Origin of the sequence: Pseudomonas sp. TH39(2020), assembly GCF_016650715.1 — a bacterium.
Lineage (GTDB): Bacteria > Pseudomonadota > Gammaproteobacteria > Pseudomonadales > Pseudomonadaceae > Aquipseudomonas > Aquipseudomonas mandelii_C.
Window position 1 is genome coordinate 581415 of record NZ_JAEKFF010000005.1, and the last position, 16086, is coordinate 597500.

Annotated in this window: 13 protein-coding genes and 2 rRNA genes (1 of these 15 cut by a window edge); 7 read left to right on the forward strand and 8 right to left on the reverse strand. The window is 58.4% G+C overall.

Translation table 11 applies throughout. The features are described from left to right. The first annotated feature begins 9 nt into the window (after positions 1–9). Complete coding sequence (locus JFU47_RS07735) at positions 10–1008, forward strand: NAD(P)H-quinone oxidoreductase (RefSeq protein ID WP_201182239.1); 999 nt, start codon at positions 10–12, stop codon at positions 1006–1008. Here JFU47_RS07735 and deoC read toward each other — a convergent pair whose 3' ends face one another. Further along, entirely contained in the window at positions 1009–1692 is a 684-nt protein-coding gene (deoC, locus tag JFU47_RS07740) for a deoxyribose-phosphate aldolase (protein WP_201182241.1), read from the reverse strand. It abuts the gene before it with no gap. Between the two features lie 121 nt (positions 1693–1813). Here deoC and deoR point away from each other — a divergent pair, with 121 nt between their 5' ends. Next, complete coding sequence (deoR, locus tag JFU47_RS07745) at positions 1814–2584, forward strand: DNA-binding transcriptional repressor DeoR (RefSeq protein ID WP_201182243.1); 771 nt, start codon at positions 1814–1816, stop codon at positions 2582–2584. On the opposite strand, the gene JFU47_RS07750 is transcribed toward deoR, so the two are convergent. From JFU47_RS07750 to rbsK, 3 genes are read right to left on the reverse strand one after another with little or no spacing between them, the layout of a single operon-like run. Then, the gene (locus JFU47_RS07750) at positions 2577–3635 is read right to left on the reverse strand and encodes an aldose 1-epimerase family protein (protein WP_201182245.1); all 1059 of its coding nucleotides are present in this window, start codon (positions 3633–3635) and stop codon (positions 2577–2579) included. The genes deoR and JFU47_RS07750 overlap by 8 nt on opposite strands. Continuing rightward, positions 3632–4963 carry an L-fucose:H+ symporter permease gene (gene fucP, locus JFU47_RS07755; RefSeq protein WP_140684169.1) on the reverse strand — a complete coding sequence of 444 codons (1332 nt, stop codon included), beginning with the start codon at positions 4961–4963 and terminating at the stop codon, positions 3632–3634. The genes JFU47_RS07750 and fucP overlap by 4 nt, the downstream gene beginning before the upstream one ends. A gap of 54 nt (positions 4964–5017) precedes the next feature. Continuing rightward, a complete protein-coding gene (gene rbsK / locus JFU47_RS07760; RefSeq protein ID WP_201182247.1) occupies positions 5018–5944 on the reverse strand; it encodes a ribokinase in 927 nt (308 codons plus the stop codon). Between the two features lie 345 nt (positions 5945–6289). On the opposite strand from rbsK, the gene JFU47_RS07765 reads away from it, so the two are divergent. Further along, positions 6290–7246, forward strand: a complete 957-nt coding sequence (locus JFU47_RS07765; protein WP_201182249.1) for an alpha/beta hydrolase — start codon at positions 6290–6292, stop codon at positions 7244–7246. Positions 7247–7249: 3 nt separating this feature from the next. Here the strand turns inward: JFU47_RS07765 and JFU47_RS07770 are convergent, their stop codons facing one another. Beyond that, on the reverse strand, positions 7250–9064 hold the full coding sequence (locus JFU47_RS07770) for an ATP-binding cassette domain-containing protein (protein ID WP_201182251.1): 1815 nt from the start codon (positions 9062–9064) through the stop codon (positions 7250–7252). Further along, positions 9061–10080 carry an AraC family transcriptional regulator gene (locus JFU47_RS07775; protein WP_201182253.1) on the reverse strand — a complete coding sequence of 340 codons (1020 nt, stop codon included), beginning with the start codon at positions 10078–10080 and terminating at the stop codon, positions 9061–9063. Before JFU47_RS07775 ends, JFU47_RS07770 begins: the two co-directional genes overlap by 4 nt. 165 nt (positions 10081–10245) lie before the next feature. Between JFU47_RS07775 and JFU47_RS07780 the strand changes: the two genes are divergently transcribed. The 4 genes from JFU47_RS07780 (at position 10246) to JFU47_RS07795 (ending at position 12852) form a co-directional block, all read left to right on the forward strand. Next, a complete protein-coding gene (locus JFU47_RS07780; RefSeq protein ID WP_201182255.1) occupies positions 10246–11097 on the forward strand; it encodes a 3-hydroxybutyryl-CoA dehydrogenase in 852 nt (283 codons plus the stop codon). Next, positions 11084–11686 carry a TetR/AcrR family transcriptional regulator gene (locus tag JFU47_RS07785; protein WP_140684159.1) on the forward strand — a complete coding sequence of 201 codons (603 nt, stop codon included), beginning with the start codon at positions 11084–11086 and terminating at the stop codon, positions 11684–11686. The genes JFU47_RS07780 and JFU47_RS07785 overlap by 14 nt, the downstream gene beginning before the upstream one ends. A gap of 197 nt (positions 11687–11883) precedes the next feature. Continuing rightward, complete coding sequence (locus JFU47_RS07790) at positions 11884–12297, forward strand: VOC family protein (RefSeq protein WP_123367371.1); 414 nt, start codon at positions 11884–11886, stop codon at positions 12295–12297. Between the two features lie 126 nt (positions 12298–12423). Beyond that, positions 12424–12852 carry a hypothetical protein gene (locus JFU47_RS07795; RefSeq protein WP_201182257.1) on the forward strand — a complete coding sequence of 143 codons (429 nt, stop codon included), beginning with the start codon at positions 12424–12426 and terminating at the stop codon, positions 12850–12852. Between the two features lie 73 nt (positions 12853–12925). On the opposite strand, the gene rrf is transcribed toward JFU47_RS07795, so the two are convergent. After that, a 5S ribosomal RNA gene (gene rrf / locus JFU47_RS07800) occupies positions 12926–13041 on the reverse strand. 153 nt (positions 13042–13194) lie between these two features. Then, positions 13195–16086: ribosomal RNA gene (locus JFU47_RS07805) — 23S ribosomal RNA — on the reverse strand; it runs 1 nt beyond the window's last position.

A 16086-nucleotide genomic window follows, 5' to 3' on the forward strand; every position in this document is an offset into this window, starting at 1 on the left:
GACTTCGACATGACATTGCCTCAAACCATGACCCTGATTGAAATCACCCAACCCGGTGGCCCGGAGGTTTTAAAGCCGCGCCAGGAACCGGTCCCGACCGCAGGTGTAGGCGAAGTGCTGATTCGCGTGCACGCCGCCGGGGTCAACCGCCCCGACGTGATTCAACGCGCCGGCAAGTACCCGATGAAACCCGGCATGAGCCCGATCCCGGGGCTGGAAGTGGCTGGTGAAGTGGTGGCCATCGGCGCAGGCGTCAGCGAATTTATCGTTGGCGATAAGGTTTGTGCGCTGACCAACGGCGGCGGCTATGCGCAGTATTGCGTGGCACCGGCCGGCCAGACGCTGCCAATTCCTGCCGGGATGGATTGGGTGCACGCGGCGGCGGTCCCGGAAACCTTCTTCACGGTGTGGGCCAATCTGTTCGACATGGGCGGCGCCAGCAAAGGCCAGCGCGCACTGATTCACGGCGGCACCAGCGGCATCGGCACCACCGCGTTGATGTTGTGTCGCGAATTCGGCATCAAGGCATTCGCCACGGCGGGCAGTGAGGACAAGTGTGCGGTGATCCGTCAGTTGGGGGCCGAGGCGATCAACTACCGCGACCAGGATTTCGCCGAAGTCATCGCGCAAAAAACCGCCGGCAAAGGCGTGAACGTGATCCTCGACATCATGGGCGGTTCGTACCTGAATCCGAACATCGCGGCGCTGGGCATGGAGGGTCGACTGGTGATGCTGGGCTTTCTCGGCGGCGATCACGCCAAAGATGTCGACCTGCTGGCGATCATGGCCAAGCGCGCAATCATCACCGGTTCCCTGTTGCGCTCACGTACTCGCGAAGAAAAGGCCTCGATTGCTGAACAGTTGCGCGAGTATGTCTGGCCCGTACTCGCCGCCGGGCGTTGCCTGCCGATGATCGATAAGGTCTATCCATTGACCGACGCGTCGCTGGCTCATGCCCGGATGGAAGCGGGTGATCACATCGGCAAGATTGTCTTGCGGGTGGACTGATCAGTACCCCTCACCCGCCGCCAGCGCGCCGCTGATGATCGCGATGCCCGAGCTGGTGCCCAGTCGCGTGGCGCCGGCTTCGATCATCGCCAGCGCGGTCGGGTAATCGCGTACGCCACCGGAAGCCTTGACCCCGATGACCGCGCCGACGGTGCGGCGCATCAGGGCGACATCTTCCACGGTGGCGCCGCTGCGGCTGAAGCCGGTCGATGTCTTGACGAAAGCGACATTCAGCTCACGGCAAATCTCGCAGGCCTTCACTTTTTCGGCGTCGGTGAGCAGGCAGTTTTCCAGAATGACTTTCAGCGGCACAGGGCCGCAGGCCTGTTTGACCTGGGCGATGTCGTCCCGCACCTGATCGAACAAACCGTCTTTCAACCCGCCGATGTTCAACACCATGTCGACCTCCCCGGCACCGGCGGCAATCGCTCGCTCGGCTTCGAAGGCTTTGGTGTCGCTCAGACCGGCACCCAGCGGGAAGCCGACCACTGCGCAGATATTGACGCGTTGCCCGGCTAGGCATTGGGCCGCATGAGGGACCTGCCCCGAGTTCACGCACACCGAATAGAAGCCGTGTTCTACGGCTTCGCGGCACAACGTGGCGATTTGCTCGCGGGTAGCATCGGGCGCCAGCAAGGTATGATCGATGTACTGCGCCAACGCTTGGGGTTCGAGGTGTGCCATCGCAAAAACTCCTGTTTGTATATTCAAATGCGCCTGCGCCACAATCGAGGGTGATTCGCGCAAAAACGTTACAAATCTAACAAATAATGTTACTTAAATAACACAAACAATCAACCCCGGAATGCCTGTGGACAGTAAAAAAGCCGAGCGTCTCAAGCTGATTCAACAAGCCCTGCAGGACCAGAGCGCCATTCATCTGCGCGAGATGGCGGCGTTGCTGGACGTGTCCGAGATGACCCTGCGCCGCGACCTGAGCAAGTACACCGACCACCTGCGGCTGCTCGGTGGCTACATCACCAGAATTCACGATGGCAGCGAGCCCGGCGATTACCGCGTGGCCGAACAAGACACCCGCCACGTCGAAGAAAAACGCCGTATCGGCAAACTCGCCGCCGGGTTTATTCAACCGGGCGACACGGTGTTCTTCGACTGCGGCACCACCACGCCTTTCGTGGTCGACTTCATCCCCGACGAACTCGAGTTCACGGCCGTGTGCAACTCCCTGAACGTGCTGCTCAAACTTTCGCAAAAACCCAACTGCCACATTGTCGTGTGCGGCGGCACATTCCACCGCAAGAACCAGGTGTTCGAAAATCAAACCGAAACCGGCATCCTTGACAGTGTGCGCCTGACCTGGGCCTTCGTTTCCGCTGCCGGCATCAGCCAGGACTTCGGGGTGACCTGCTTCAACTTCAATGAAGTGGAGGTCAAGCAGAAAGTCTTGCGTCAGGCGCAACAACGGTTGCTGCTGGCCGACCACAGCAAGTTCGACACGGTGCGCACCGCGCACTTCGCCAACCTTGAGGACTTTCAGTTCGTAGTCAGCGACAAGAAAATCCCCAAGGTCTACCGCGACGCCATTACCGCCAGCGGCGCGCAGTTGATCATCTGATCAGAGCCTGTTGTTCCGCTGCACTGAGGTAACCGGTGGTGACACTGAAATCAGCCGTCGCCCCCGCCGCCAGCGAACGCACATGGCCCTTGGCAGACTCGGCGCGATAGCCTTCCGGCTCGCACGTGGCCGGCAGCACGAACGCCGCCACGTGTTGATCGGCATTGTGCAAAATCCAGCGCGCGGCATGCTCGAATTGATCGGGACGATAGCGGGTGTAGAACGCCGCACCGCCAGGGTGGCTCAGTAGAAAGTGCGCGTAGCCGCTGTCGTCCGCCCGCACACCGTCGAAGAAAAACACGATCTCGGGATCGTAGAGCGCGGGTTGATCCAGGCACTGGAGCTGTTCCGGTGCAGACGCCAACGCGTCCATGTAACGACTCCAGGCCGGCGTCGGTTTCACATGGGCCGGCACGCTTGTGCGCAGGCGCACACGTTCAAAACCCAAGGGCTCGATGAAACGAGCCCCTTCGACATAGGCGTAATTCATGTGCGCCATGTACATCAGGTCCATCGGTTTGCCCGCGAGATTGGTCACCTGCATGGCGATGTCGAACAACCCTGAGTCAGCCCGTAAAGTCACGCTCGGGCTGGCCCGATAACGGTCACCAAAACCCTGCACGTATTCGTACTCGCCACCCAATCGCAGGTATTGACCGACGCTGTCCTCACCGACCTCCAGCCAGGCGCGATCCATCGCCGCGCAAGGCATCTCGCCGTGTAGCGGATGATCGTCCTCGGGGCTCGGGCAACCGTTGCGCAGCAGGCCGCTGTGAAACATGAAACAGCCATAGGTGCCGATCACCGTCGGGCTGGGTTTGGGCTGGCTGAACAGGTTGCGCATGGTCAGGTCGCAACCGTCGAACACGGCGGACCAAATCATCTGCCCCTGATACGGCAGCACCACGAGACTGCCGCGATGGTTGGCCAATTCCACAGCCAGCACGCCACTGGGATAGACCCAGGCGCTGACGGTGAACGCCTCAGATTCCAGCAAGGTTTTGCGCGCCTCGCCGAACTGCGACGAATGAAGATTGATCCGCGTATTCATGACGCGACCACCGCACCCACCGGTGCCCGTTCGCTGTCGGAATGACGCAGGCAACGCACCGCGTACATCACGATCACGATGAAGCACAGCAGCGGCACGCTATAGGCCAGTTGCATGTTGCCGCCGCTGTAATCGGACAGCAGGCCCTGGAAGATCGGAATCACCCCGCCACCGACGATGCTCATCACCAGCAGCGAACCGCCGACACCGGTGTCTTCACCCAAGCCGTCAATCGTCAGGCCGTAGATGGTCGGCCAGCACGGACCGAGGAACACGCTCACGCCAACGGCTGCGTATACCGCGGTGATGTTCGGCACCAGAATGGTGTAGGCCAGCAACGCGATGCACAGCACGCCGTACACCGCCAGCACCTTGGCCGGGTGCAGTTTGCGCATCAGCACGTTGGCGATCAGCTTTCCGACAAAGTACGCGGCAAACGTTGTCAGCAGAAACCACGAGGCACTGCGCTCGTTCATGCCGCCCAACTGCATCGCCAAGCGGATGGTGAAACTCCAGACACCGACCTGGGCCCCAACATACAGAAACTGCGCCAACACACCAAAGGTAAACCGCTTGTTACGCCACAGCCGCGACAGGCTCTGGCCGAGGCTGGCGGTTTTCTTGCTGCTCGGTTGATTGCCTTTGCACGCGGGAAACCGGGTGATGGCGATCAGGATGAACATCAACACCAGCACCGCGATCATCCATTTGTACGGCAGCAACGTGGACTGGATCATTTGCAGTTGCTGGACCGCCGCGTCAGAGGCGCTCATTTGCGTGAGCTGCTCACGCGTGGCGTCAGTGTCCTTGAACATCACGAAACTGCCGACATACACCCCGGCCATCGCACCGAACGGGTGGAACGTCTGGGAAATATTCAGGCGACGGGTTCCGGTTTCACGCGGGCCCATCAACGTCGAATAGGTGTTGCACGCGGTTTCGAGAAACGACAGGCCGGCCGCGATTACGAACAGCGCCAACAGGAACATGCCGTACTTGGCGGTCGATGCCGCCGGGAAGAACAACAGGCAACCGAACATGTACAGCATCAGGCCGATCAGGATGGTGGTCTTGTAGCTGAAACGCCGGACCACCAGTGCGGCCGGAATCGCCACGAAAAAATAGCCCAGATAAAACGCCGATTGCACGAATGCGGTCTGGAAATCGCTAAGCAGGAAAGCCTTCTTGAAATGCGCGATGAGCACGTCGTTCATGCTCGCGGCCGCCGCCCATAACGCAAAGATGCTGCACAGCAAAATGAAGGCGAACCAAGGCGTGCGGTTCAGGTAGAAACCATCGGGCGTCTGTTGGAGCGGAGGCTTTGTCATTGTTGTTCTCCGTGGTGAGCTTCGGGATGGTGGAGCGGTTGAATCACCTCAACGTCAGGCGTCGAGGCTGCGCTGGAATTCAGCGAATGCGTGAGCGTCCGGGTAGGACGTCTGGGTACCCAGGCCGGTGACCGAGCAGGCGGAATACGCCACGGCCTGGGTCATGGCGGCGCGGATATCACGGTCGCGACTCCAGTGATGAATGAAGCAACCGATGAAGGCGTCTCCTGCGCCGGTGGTGTCGCGCGCGGCAACAGCCAGGCCGGGAATCTGAAACTCGCCCTCCTCGCCGACATACAGCGCGCCTTGCTGGCCCAGGGTCACGATGACGTGACGAATGCCGCTGGCAACCAATGTCTGTGCGGCCTTGTGGGCCGACTCCGGCGAGTCCACGGTCCGGCCCGTAATCAACGCCAGCTCGGACTCGTTGGGCACCAGGAAATCCAGTTGCGCCAGGTGTTCACGGCTCAGGCCTGACAAGGCCGGCGCAGGGTTGAGCAGCACCGGAATGTTGTATTCGCGGCCGAACTCGATGGCGTGGTAAACGGTGTCGACGTTGATCTCGAGCTGCAGAACGATCAGCGAGCACTCGCGCAACGCCTGCGCGGCCACGTCAATATCTGCCGGGGCGAGATGCGCGTTGGCGCCTTTGACGATGAGGATGCTGTTGTGGGAATCGGCCTGAACGAAGATCGGCGCCACCCCGCTGGACACGCCGGGCACGCGCTGCACGTAACGGGTGTCGATGCCAAAGCGCTGGAAGTTGGCCAGGGTGTTGTCAGCAAACAGGTCATCGCCAACCTTGGTCAGCATCAACACATCCGCCCCAAGCTTGGCGGCGGCAACCGCCTGATTGGCGCCCTTGCCGCCACACCCGAGGGCAAACCCCGGCGCTTCGAGCGTCTCGCCCCGGGCCGGCATGCGGTCGATGTAGGTGATCAGGTCCACCATGTTACTGCCGATGACTGCGATCTTGCTCATTGCTATTCCACCTTGATGCGGCTTGCCGGGCTGACGCCGGCGTTGTTGTTTTGTTATTTAAATAACATTTTGTGTGATTACTCAATCTTTTTGTTGGGTGGGCGCTGAAGCAAAGACGAGCGGCTTTGCGCATGGTTTTAAAGATGTGTGGGCAGGAATGGCCCCTTCGCGAGCAGGCTCGCTCCCACACTGAAATGCGGTCCCTTGTGGGAGCGAGCCTGCTCGCGAAGAGGCCCTGAGCATCACAGACTGATCCGGGCCATTCATACGACTGTCGAATTTATCCCCACCTTCCCCACGCTTCTGTTAAAACCCGAGCTTTCCTTTTCATCCTCCGGACCCTGCATGTTTTCGAATTTCATGAGCCGCTTGGGCCGACGCTGGCTGCCTCTGCTGTGCATGGCCGTGCTAATCGTCGGCTTGCCAGTGAGCTGCGGCGTGCTCAAGTACACAGAGCGCGAGCTGCTGTTTCGTATCGAGCCGGGCAACGCAGGTTGGTATCGCGGCCTGCCGCAGGATGTTCAGGAATTCGACATCAAAACCGCCAGCTTCAAGGCCGGGCAAAGCCTGCATGCCTGGTGGTGGCCAGCCGCGCGTCGCGATGCGCCGTCGATCCTCTACCTGCATGGCGTGCGCTGGAACCTGACGGGCCAGGCGTTCCGCATCGAGCAATTGCGCGCCATGGGCTATTCGGTGCTGGCCATCGACTACCGCGGGTTTGGCCAGAGCAAGGGTGATCTGCCGTCGGAAGCCAGTGTTTACGAGGACGCGCGAGTCGCTTGGGAGCGCTTCACCAAGATGCAACCAGACGCCAACAAGCGCCTGATCTACGGTCACTCCCTGGGTGGCGCGGTGGCTATCGACCTGGCGGCAGACCTGGCCGCACAGGCGAAAAAGGACCATGGTGTGGTGCCGGTGCGTGGTTTGGTGATTGAGTCCACCTTCACCTCGCTGGGCGATGCCGTGGCGCAAGTGGCCGACAGCAACCTGCCAGTGAAATGGTTGCCGGTGCGCTGGCTGCTGTCGCAGAAATTCGATTCCATCGACAAGATCGTCGACATCAACATGCCGTTGCTGGTGGTCCATGGCCTGGCCGACCCATTCATGCCCTCGCGGTTCAGCCAACAGTTGTTCAATGCCGCCAACGAACCCAAGCACCTGTTATTGGTGCCCGGTGGTACGCACAACAACAGCATGAGCCAGGGCGGTACCCAGTATCGCCAGGCACTCGACGGCTTGATGAAAACAAAACCAACACAAATGGCCGGGCCAGCGGTGACGCGGGTTTCTCGGGAGTCTTGAGATCTATCGGTAACCGCGGGCCTGCAAATCAAACAACTGCGCATAGCGCCCGCCCGCTGCGACGAGACTGTCGTGATCGCCCCGCTCAAGGATCGCTCCCTGATCCAGCACGATGATGTGGTCCGCATTGCGCACGCTGGAAAACCGGTGAGAGATCAGCAACGTCATCCGGCCTTCGGTGTGCTTACTGAAATGCTCGAACACCGCCGCTTCCGCCGCCGGGTCGAGTGCCGAGGTCGGCTCATCCAGAATCAGGATATCGGCGTTACGCCGCATGTAGGCGCGCGACAACGCGATCTTCTGCCATTGCCCGCCAGACAGCTCCTGGCCCCCGGCGAACCACCGCCCCAATTGCGTGGCATACCCTCGATCCAGCCCCTCGATGAAGGGCGCGGCCATGCCCTCGGCGGCGGCCTCCTGCCAGCGCTGTTCATCGTTGAACGCCAGGGTGTCACCCACGCCGATGTTCTCGCCGACAGAGAATTGATAGCGGATGTAGTCCTGAAAAATCACCCCGATGCGCCGCCGCAGCGCGTCTTCTTCCCACGCTTGCAGATCGCTGCCGTCCAGCAGGATGCGGCCCTGATCAGGACGGTATAGCCGCGTCAGTAATTTGATCAGTGTGGTCTTGCCCGAACCGTTCTCCCCCACCAACGCCACACTGTGCCCGGGTACAAGGTGAAGATCGATGCCCTCCAACGCGGCTCGACTGGCCCCCGGATAACAGAAACCGACGTTTTCGAAACGCAGGCCATCGCCGGGTACCGCACCCACGGTGAGATTGCCGATATCCGCTACAACAGGCTCGGCCAGGTATTCATAGAGACTGGAGAGGTAAAGACCATCCTCGTAGAGACCGCTGATAGCACTCAAGCTGCTGCTCACCGCCGTCTGCCCCTGTTTGAACAACACCAGGTACATGGTCATCTGACCGAGGCTGATGTTGCCGTGGACGGTATCGACCACCACCCAGGCATACGCCAGATAAAACGCGCCCGTGCCCAGAAGGCCGAGGATAAATCCCCAACCATCCCGACGTAGTGTCAGGCGCCGGTCTTCGGCATAGAGGCGCGCGAACGTCTCGCGATAACGCTTCAATAGCAGCGGCGCGAAGCCGAACAGTTTGACCTCTTTGATGTAGCCCTCGTGGGAGAGCAGCGTCTCGATGTAATTCTGTTGTCGACTCTCCGGCGCGCGACGGGTGAACAACCGAAAAGCGTCCCCAGAGAAATGCGCTTCAGCAAAGAACACCGGCAATGCGCCGACCACCAGCAGCACGAGCGCCCAGGGCGAAAAATGCACCAACAACACGCCGAAGCTAATCAACACGATCAGATTCTGGATCAGCCCCAACGACTTCATCACCAGCGCCAACGGCCGAGTCGATGCTTCGCGGCGCACCCGAACCAGTTTGTCGTAGAACTCCGAATTCTCGAACTGCACCAGCGATAACGTCTGGGCCTTCTCCAGAATCATCGTATTGACCTTCTGCCCTAACTGCACCCGCAATAGCGATTGCTGGACCGACAGCGCCCGCTGAGTCCCGGACAGCAACGCGAGCACGCCCGCTTCAAACAGCACATAACGCACGACCGGCCACAACGGCGCACTGCCCTGTTGCGCGTGCAACTGCATGGCGGTGACGACCGCATCGACGATACGTTGGCCTAACCAGGCGGCGAGTGCCGGGAGTACACCGGCAATCAGCGTCGCCAGTACCAATCCCAGAAACAGTCCGCGAGACGTTGCCCAGACCAGCAGCAAGGCGCGTCTCGCCTGGTCGAGTAACGAGGTGAAGCGATCAAGAACCGGGTTCACTCCGTGAGCTCCCCCTGATACCTCGCCCGATACCGTCCCGGACTTTCCCCCGTCCACTTCTTGAATGCCCGGTGAAACGCGCTCGGTTCCTGAAAGCCAAGCTGCTCGGCAATATCGGTGATACTCGCCTTGCTCTGACGCAGTTGCTCAAACGCAACGCCACGCCGCACCTCGTCCTTGATCTCCTGATACGAACACCCTTCCCGCTCCAGTTTTCGGCGAAAGGTGCTGGGGCTCAGGTGCTGTTCCAGGGCGAAGGCCTGCAAGGTCGGCCATTGGCTGTAATGGCTGTTACGCAGGCGCTGATGGACCTGCGACGCCAGGCCGTGCTGATTACGAAAACGGATCACCAGCCATTGCGGCGCGGTGCGCAAAAACACTTTCAGTGATGCCAGATCCTGAACCACCGGCAGACGCAGATAGTGGCTGGCGAATTCGATTTCGGTGCGCTCTGCACCGAAGGTCAGGTTCGGACCCCAGAGCAAACGGTCATCGCTGAGCGACACACGCTCATGGCGAAAATCTGCGCGGTCGATGGGGATGCGCCGCCCACCCAGCCAGCAGAGCAGACTGATCATCAACACCAGAAACGTCTCCTCGCCCAAACGACTGACGTCGCTGTTTGGCGAGTGGTTTTGCAAGCTGATCACCGCACGTTTGCCGCGCACCGTCAGCGTGCCGCGAAAGTCTCGGAGGAACAGCGCGAAATTGGCCAGGCACTGGCGCATGGCTTTGTGCAGGTCGGGTTCCTGAATCAATGCCCGGCAGATCAGGGCGAAACTGCCCGGCGGCATGCCATGGGAGTCGAGCCCGAAGAACTCATCGTTGAGCTCGCGGATCTGAATCAGCCACAACGCGGCAAACGCGCTCGCCGGCACGCGTGCGGTGGGTTGCTCCATCAACGCCGGGGCGATGCCGGCCTGTTCAAGCGCAGCCCTCAGACGTTGCGGATTGTCTCCCAGCCCATGGATCATTGCCTGCACGAAGTAGGCGGAAACCGAGTCCTTTTCCCGCATGTGAACGCTTCTCTCCCCATCACCCGAATGGCAAAAAATATCAGTACCGTTGAACAGTTTCGGCATAGGACAACCGCCCTGCCAGCTCTAGACTCGCGGCCAATAGTACGCCTTCGGCCACTACGGCGGCCAAGGTATCGCGGGGTTTGATCGGAAGGACAGAACATGAATCTGCAAAACATTGGCGTGATCGGCGCAGGCACCATGGGCAATGGCATCGCGCAAGTCTGCGCCTTGGCCGGTTTTAACGTGACCTTGCTGGACATCTCCGAGAGCGCCCTGCAAAAAGCCATCGACACCGTCGGCAAAAACCTCGACCGGCAGGTTGCCAAGGAAACGCTGACGCACGAGCAAAAACTCGCCGCCCTCGACAAGATCCGCACCAGCACCGACTACAGCAACCTGCAGAACGTGCAACTGGTGATCGAAGCCGCCACGGAAAATCTCGACCTGAAACTGCGCGTGCTGCAACAGATCGCCGCGCAGGTCAGCGACGATTGCGTGATTGCCTCCAACACATCTTCGTTGTCGATCACCCAACTCGCTGCCAGCGTTAGCCAGCCTGAGCGCTTCATCGGTCTGCACTTCTTCAACCCGGTGCCGGTGATGGGTCTGATCGAGGTGATTCGCGGTTTGCAAACCAGCGACGCCACCCACGCCCTGGCGCTGGGCATGGCGACCACTCTCGGTAAAACCGCGATCACCGCGGGCAACCGTCCGGGTTTCGTGGTCAACCGGATTCTGGTGCCGATGATCAACGAAGCGATCCTGGTGTTTCAGGAAGGCCTGGCCAGCGCCGAAGACATCGACGCCGGCATGCGCCTGGGCTGCAATCAGCCGATCGGGCCGTTGGCGTTGGCGGACCTGATCGGCCTGGACACCGTGCTGGCCATTCTCGAAGCCTTCTACGATGGCTTCAACGACAGCAAATACCGCCCTGCTCCACTGCTCAAGGAAATGGTCGCCGCCGGTTACCTGGGGCGCAAAACGGGGCGTGGCTTCCATGCCTATGCCTGAGCGTTGCTCGCGCTTTGCCGAGTACCGGGACAAGGTGCTGGAGCTGTTCGCCTGCAAAGGTTTCGGACAGGTCGGCATGCGTGAGCTCGCGACCTGCCTGGGACTCGCCCCGGGCTCGTTGTATCACCACTACCCCAGCAAGCAGCACTTGCTGCTCGACTTGATCGAGGAGTTTTACGAAGAGCTGCTGGCCACCTTGGGGCGAGTCGAGCAACAGGCGCCGGCAAAACGTGACAAACTCCATGCCCTTATCCGAGCGCATTTGAATCTGCATCAGGAGATGCCCTGGCATTTTCGTCTGGCAGAGCGTGACAGCGGCTGCCTGAATGAAGAGCAACAGGAACGGGTTCGGCAGCTGCGCGAGCAATACGAGCGCAAATTGTTGCTGATGCTCGGGGCCCGGTCCCGCTTCAGTGAACACGGTCTGCAGGCCGCTGGACATGCCATCGCAAACTTACTCAACAGCGCGCCCGGCTGGTTGGCGCAACATTCGCTGGATGAGCGAGAGCGCGTTGAGCTGTTGGAGAGTCTGGTGAGTGGAGCCATCGAACGCTTGCTGCGCCCCTCGGTTCCACGCGCAGCAGCTTGAGGGTCCAGGACGATACCCCCGTGACCGTGGATCGACACAGGCACCGCAAGCCATAAGCCACGCTGCTTCAATAGAAAAAACATCTAAACGATTCCTGCCAATCACGACATCTAACGCTTTGCTAATGGGAGCCCAATCACTGCGGAGCCGGAGGTGAATTCAGCCTCCCTCCGCTTCTTCGTTACCGGGAGCAAAGCATGAAAATCAATCCCTACCTGATCTTCAACGGCGACTGCAAAGCCGCCTTCACCTTCTATGCCCAAAGCCTGCCAGGCCAGATCGAAGTCATGATGACCTTCGGCGAAAGCCCCGCGCGCGAGCACTTTCCGGCGGACTACCACAACCTGATCATCCACACCCGCCTGCTCGTGGGCGATCAGGCAATCATGGGCTCGGACACAACACCTGATCGCCCTACTGACGAAATGAGCGGCTGTTCGGTTTCACTGAATGTCGACAGCATTGCGGAGGCTGAACGGGTGTTTTCTGCGTTGTCGGACGGCGGCAAGGTTGAAATGCCACTGGAAACCACGTTCTGGGCGGCTCGCTTCGGCATGTTGGTTGACCGGTTTGGTGTGTCGTGGATGGTGAATTGCGAAAAGGATCAGTGAAACTCACTTTCTCAAGGCATGAAAAAGCCCAACCTGAAAAGGTTGGGCTTCTGGCAACTGCCGGACTGTCTGCTACCGTCAACACGCTACCTCGTACAGCAGCGGATTGTTCGGAGGAACCTCACTATGCCTGCCCATGACGCGCCTTGGTCCACTCGTTTCAAACTGTCACTGCTGGCTGGAGGGCTCACCGCTACTCTGCTCGCGGTGAGTGGGTGCGCCACTGTCGACGCCCAGACCACTGCCTATGTGGGCGTGGAGCATCCCGCGCCGACGCTCGCCAGCGAGGTCGTGGTGCTGCGCACCGAGCCTCTTCGCCCTCACGTCCGATTGGGTGAGGTGGTCATCGACGCGAGCGTCGAGCCTGCTCCTCCCATCACTCAGGTAGAAGAAAAACTACGCGAAGAGTCCGCCAAGCTCGGCGGCGATGCCGTTGTAGTGGTCTACGACCATATCCAACCGGTGGGCGCCTATGTCAACGGTCCACTGTGGGCTCGCGACGTAAAAACCATCGAGGGTCGGAAACTCAAAGGGATTGTGATCAAGTACCGGTAATATCCGCGCGCATTTTCCTGCGGGCAAAACAAAACCCCTACCTGCATACGCAGATAGGGGTTTCGGAATTTAATCTTGACGATGACCTACTCTCACATGGGGAAACCCCACACTACCATCGGCGATGCATCGTTTCACTGCTGAGTTCGGGATGGGATCAGGTGGTTCCAATGCTCTATGGTCGTCAAGAAATTCGGTAGCCAGGTCGTTTTCCTTACGGATCACGCTCCAGCGAATGGGTATGCGATAGATTTGTGTGTTTCGTTTCGAATTTTCGACTTGTATCGTCTTCACACACCGCAATCTGGCCTCTTTCGAGTTCACAAATTGCTTGGGTGTTATATGGTCAAGCCTCACGGGCAATTAGTATTGGTTAGCTCAACGCCTCACAGCGCTTACACACCCAACCTATCAACGTCGTAGTCTTCGACGGCCCTTCAGGGGACTCAAGGTCCCAGTGAGATCTCATCTTGAGGCTAGTTTCCCGCTTAGATGCTTTCAGCGGTTATCTATTCCGAACATAGCTACCCGGCAATGCCACTGGCGTGACAACCGGAACACCAGAGGTTCGTCCACTCCGGTCCTCTCGTACTAGGAGCAGCCCCTCTCAAATCTCAAACGTCCACGGCAGATAGGGACCGAACTGTCTCACGACGTTCTAAACCCAGCTTCGCGTACCACTTTAAATGGCGAACAGCCATACCCTTGGGACCGGCTTCAGCCCCAGGATGTGATGAGCCGACATCGAGGTGCCAAACACCGCCGTCGATATGAACTCTTGGGCGGTATCAGCCTGTTATCCCCGGAGTACCTTTTATCCGTTGAGCGATGGCCCTTCCATACAGAACCACCGGATCACTAAGACCTACTTTCGTACCTGCTCGACGTGTCTGTCTCGCAGTCAAGCGCGCTTTTGCCTTTATACTCTACGACCGATTTCCGACCGGTCTGAGCGCACCTTCGTACTCCTCCGTTACTCTTTAGGAGGAGACCGCCCCAGTCAAACTACCCACCATACACTGTCCTCGATCCGGATAACGGACCTGAGTTAGAACCTCAAAGTTGCCAGGGTGGTATTTCAAGGTTGGCTCCACGCGAACTGGCGTCCACGCTTCAAAGCCTCCCACCTATCCTACACAAGCAAATTCAAAGTCCAGTGCAAAGCTATAGTAAAGGTTCACGGGGTCTTTCCGTCTAGCCGCGGATACACTGCATCTTCACAGCGATTTCAATTTCACTGAGTCTCGGGTGGAGACAGCGCCGCCATCGTTACGCCATTCGTGCAGGTCGGAACTTACCCGACAAGGAATTTCGCTACCTTAGGACCGTTATAGTTACGGCCGCCGTTTACCGGGGCTTCGATCAAGAGCTTCGCGTTAGCTAACCCCATCAATTAACCTTCCGGCACCGGGCAGGCGTCACACCCTATACGTCCACTTTCGTGTTTGCAGAGTGCTGTGTTTTTAATAAACAGTCGCAGCGGCCTGGTATCTTCGACCGGCATGGGCTTACGCAGTAAATGCTTCACCCTCACCGGCGCACCTTCTCCCGAAGTTACGGTGCCATTTTGCCTAGTTCCTTCACCCGAGTTCTCTCAAGCGCCTTGGTATTCTCTACCCAACCACCTGTGTCGGTTTGGGGTACGGTTCCTGGTTACCTGAAGCTTAGAAGCTTTTCTTGGAAGCATGGCATCAACCACTTCGTGTTCTAAAAGAACACTCGTCATCAGCTCTCGGCCTTAGAATCCCGGATTTACCTAAGATTCCAGCCTACCACCTTAAACTTGGACAACCAACGCCAAGCTGGCCTAGCCTTCTCCGTCCCTCCATCGCAATAACCAGAAGTACAGGAATATTAACCTGTTTTCCATCGACTACGCTTTTCAGCCTCGCCTTAGGGACCGACTAACCCTGCGTCGATTAACGTTGCGCAGGAAACCTTGGTCTTTCGGCGTGGGTGTTTTTCACACCCATTGTCGTTACTCATGTCAGCATTCGCACTTCTGATACCTCCAGCAAGCTTCTCAACTCACCTTCACAGGCTTACAGAACGCTCCTCTACCGCATCACCTAAGTGATACCCGTAGCTTCGGTGTATGGTTTGAGCCCCGTTACATCTTCCGCGCAGGCCGACTCGACTAGTGAGCTATTACGCTTTCTTTAAAGGGTGGCTGCTTCTAAGCCAACCTCCTAGCTGTCTAAGCCTTCCCACATCGTTTCCCACTTAACCATAACTTTGGGACCTTAGCTGACGGTCTGGGTTGTTTCCCTTTTCACGACGGACGTTAGCACCCGCCGTGTGTCTCCCATGCTCGGCACTTGTAGGTATTCGGAGTTTGCATCGGTTTGGTAAGTCGGGATGACCCCCTAGCCGAAACAGTGCTCTACCCCCTACAGTGATACATGAGGCGCTACCTAAATAGCTTTCGAGGAGAACCAGCTATCTCCGAGCTTGATTAGCCTTTCACTCCGATCCACAGGTCATCCGCTAACTTTTCAACGGTAGTCGGTTCGGTCCTCCAGTTAGTGTTACCCAACCTTCAACCTGCCCATGGATAGATCGCCCGGTTTCGGGTCTATTCCCAGCGACTAGACGCCCTATTAAGACTCGCTTTCGCTACGCCTCCCCTATTCGGTTAAGCTCGCCACTGAAAATAAGTCGCTGACCCATTATACAAAAGGTACGCAGTCACCCAACAAAGTGGGCTCCCACTGCTTGTACGCATACGGTTTCAGGATCTATTTCACTCCCCTCTCCGGGGTTCTTTTCGCCTTTCCCTCACGGTACTAGTTCACTATCGGTCAGTCAGTAGTATTTAGCCTTGGAGGATGGTCCCCCCATATTCAGACAAAGTTTCTCGTGCTCCGTCCTACTCGATTTCATGACTAAGAGATTTTCGCGTACAGGGCTATCACCCACTATGGCCGTACTTTCCAGAACGTTCCGCTAATCTCAAAGCCACTTAAGGGCTAGTCCCCGTTCGCTCGCCACTACTAAGGGAATCTCGGTTGATTTCTTTTCCTCAGGGTACTTAGATGTTTCAGTTCCCCTGGTTCGCCTCTTAAGCCTATGTATTCAGCTTAAGATAACCATCTTATGATGGCTGGGTTCCCCCATTCAGACATCTCCGGATCAAAGTCTGTTTGCCGACTCCCCGAAGCTTTTCGCAGGCTACCACGTCTTTCATCGCCTCTGACTGCCAAGGCATCCACCGTATGCGCTTCTTCACTTGAC

Excerpts from the sequence above, each read along its gene's own strand:
- JFU47_RS07785 (WP_140684159.1), top strand. The coding sequence starts at position 11,084 with ATGCCTATGCCTGAGCGTTGCTCGCGCTTTGCCGAGTACCGGGACAAG.
- JFU47_RS07790 (WP_123367371.1), top strand. The coding sequence starts at position 11,884 with ATGAAAATCAATCCCTACCTGATCTTCAACGGCGACTGCAAAGCCGCC.
- JFU47_RS07750 (WP_201182245.1), bottom strand. The coding sequence starts at position 3,635 with ATGAATACGCGGATCAATCTTCATTCGTCGCAGTTCGGCGAGGCGCGC.
- JFU47_RS07765 (WP_201182249.1), top strand. The coding sequence starts at position 6,290 with ATGTTTTCGAATTTCATGAGCCGCTTGGGCCGACGCTGGCTGCCTCTG.
- JFU47_RS07795 (WP_201182257.1), top strand. The coding sequence starts at position 12,424 with ATGCCTGCCCATGACGCGCCTTGGTCCACTCGTTTCAAACTGTCACTG.
- fucP (WP_140684169.1), bottom strand. The coding sequence starts at position 4,963 with ATGACAAAGCCTCCGCTCCAACAGACGCCCGATGGTTTCTACCTGAAC.
- JFU47_RS07780 (WP_201182255.1), top strand. The coding sequence starts at position 10,246 with ATGAATCTGCAAAACATTGGCGTGATCGGCGCAGGCACCATGGGCAAT.
- deoC (WP_201182241.1), bottom strand. The coding sequence starts at position 1,692 with ATGGCACACCTCGAACCCCAAGCGTTGGCGCAGTACATCGATCATACC.
- deoR (WP_201182243.1), top strand. The coding sequence starts at position 1,814 with ATGCCTGTGGACAGTAAAAAAGCCGAGCGTCTCAAGCTGATTCAACAA.
- JFU47_RS07775 (WP_201182253.1), bottom strand. The coding sequence starts at position 10,080 with ATGCGGGAAAAGGACTCGGTTTCCGCCTACTTCGTGCAGGCAATGATC.
- JFU47_RS07735 (WP_201182239.1), top strand. The coding sequence starts at position 10 with ATGACATTGCCTCAAACCATGACCCTGATTGAAATCACCCAACCCGGT.
- rbsK (WP_201182247.1), bottom strand. The coding sequence starts at position 5,944 with ATGAGCAAGATCGCAGTCATCGGCAGTAACATGGTGGACCTGATCACC.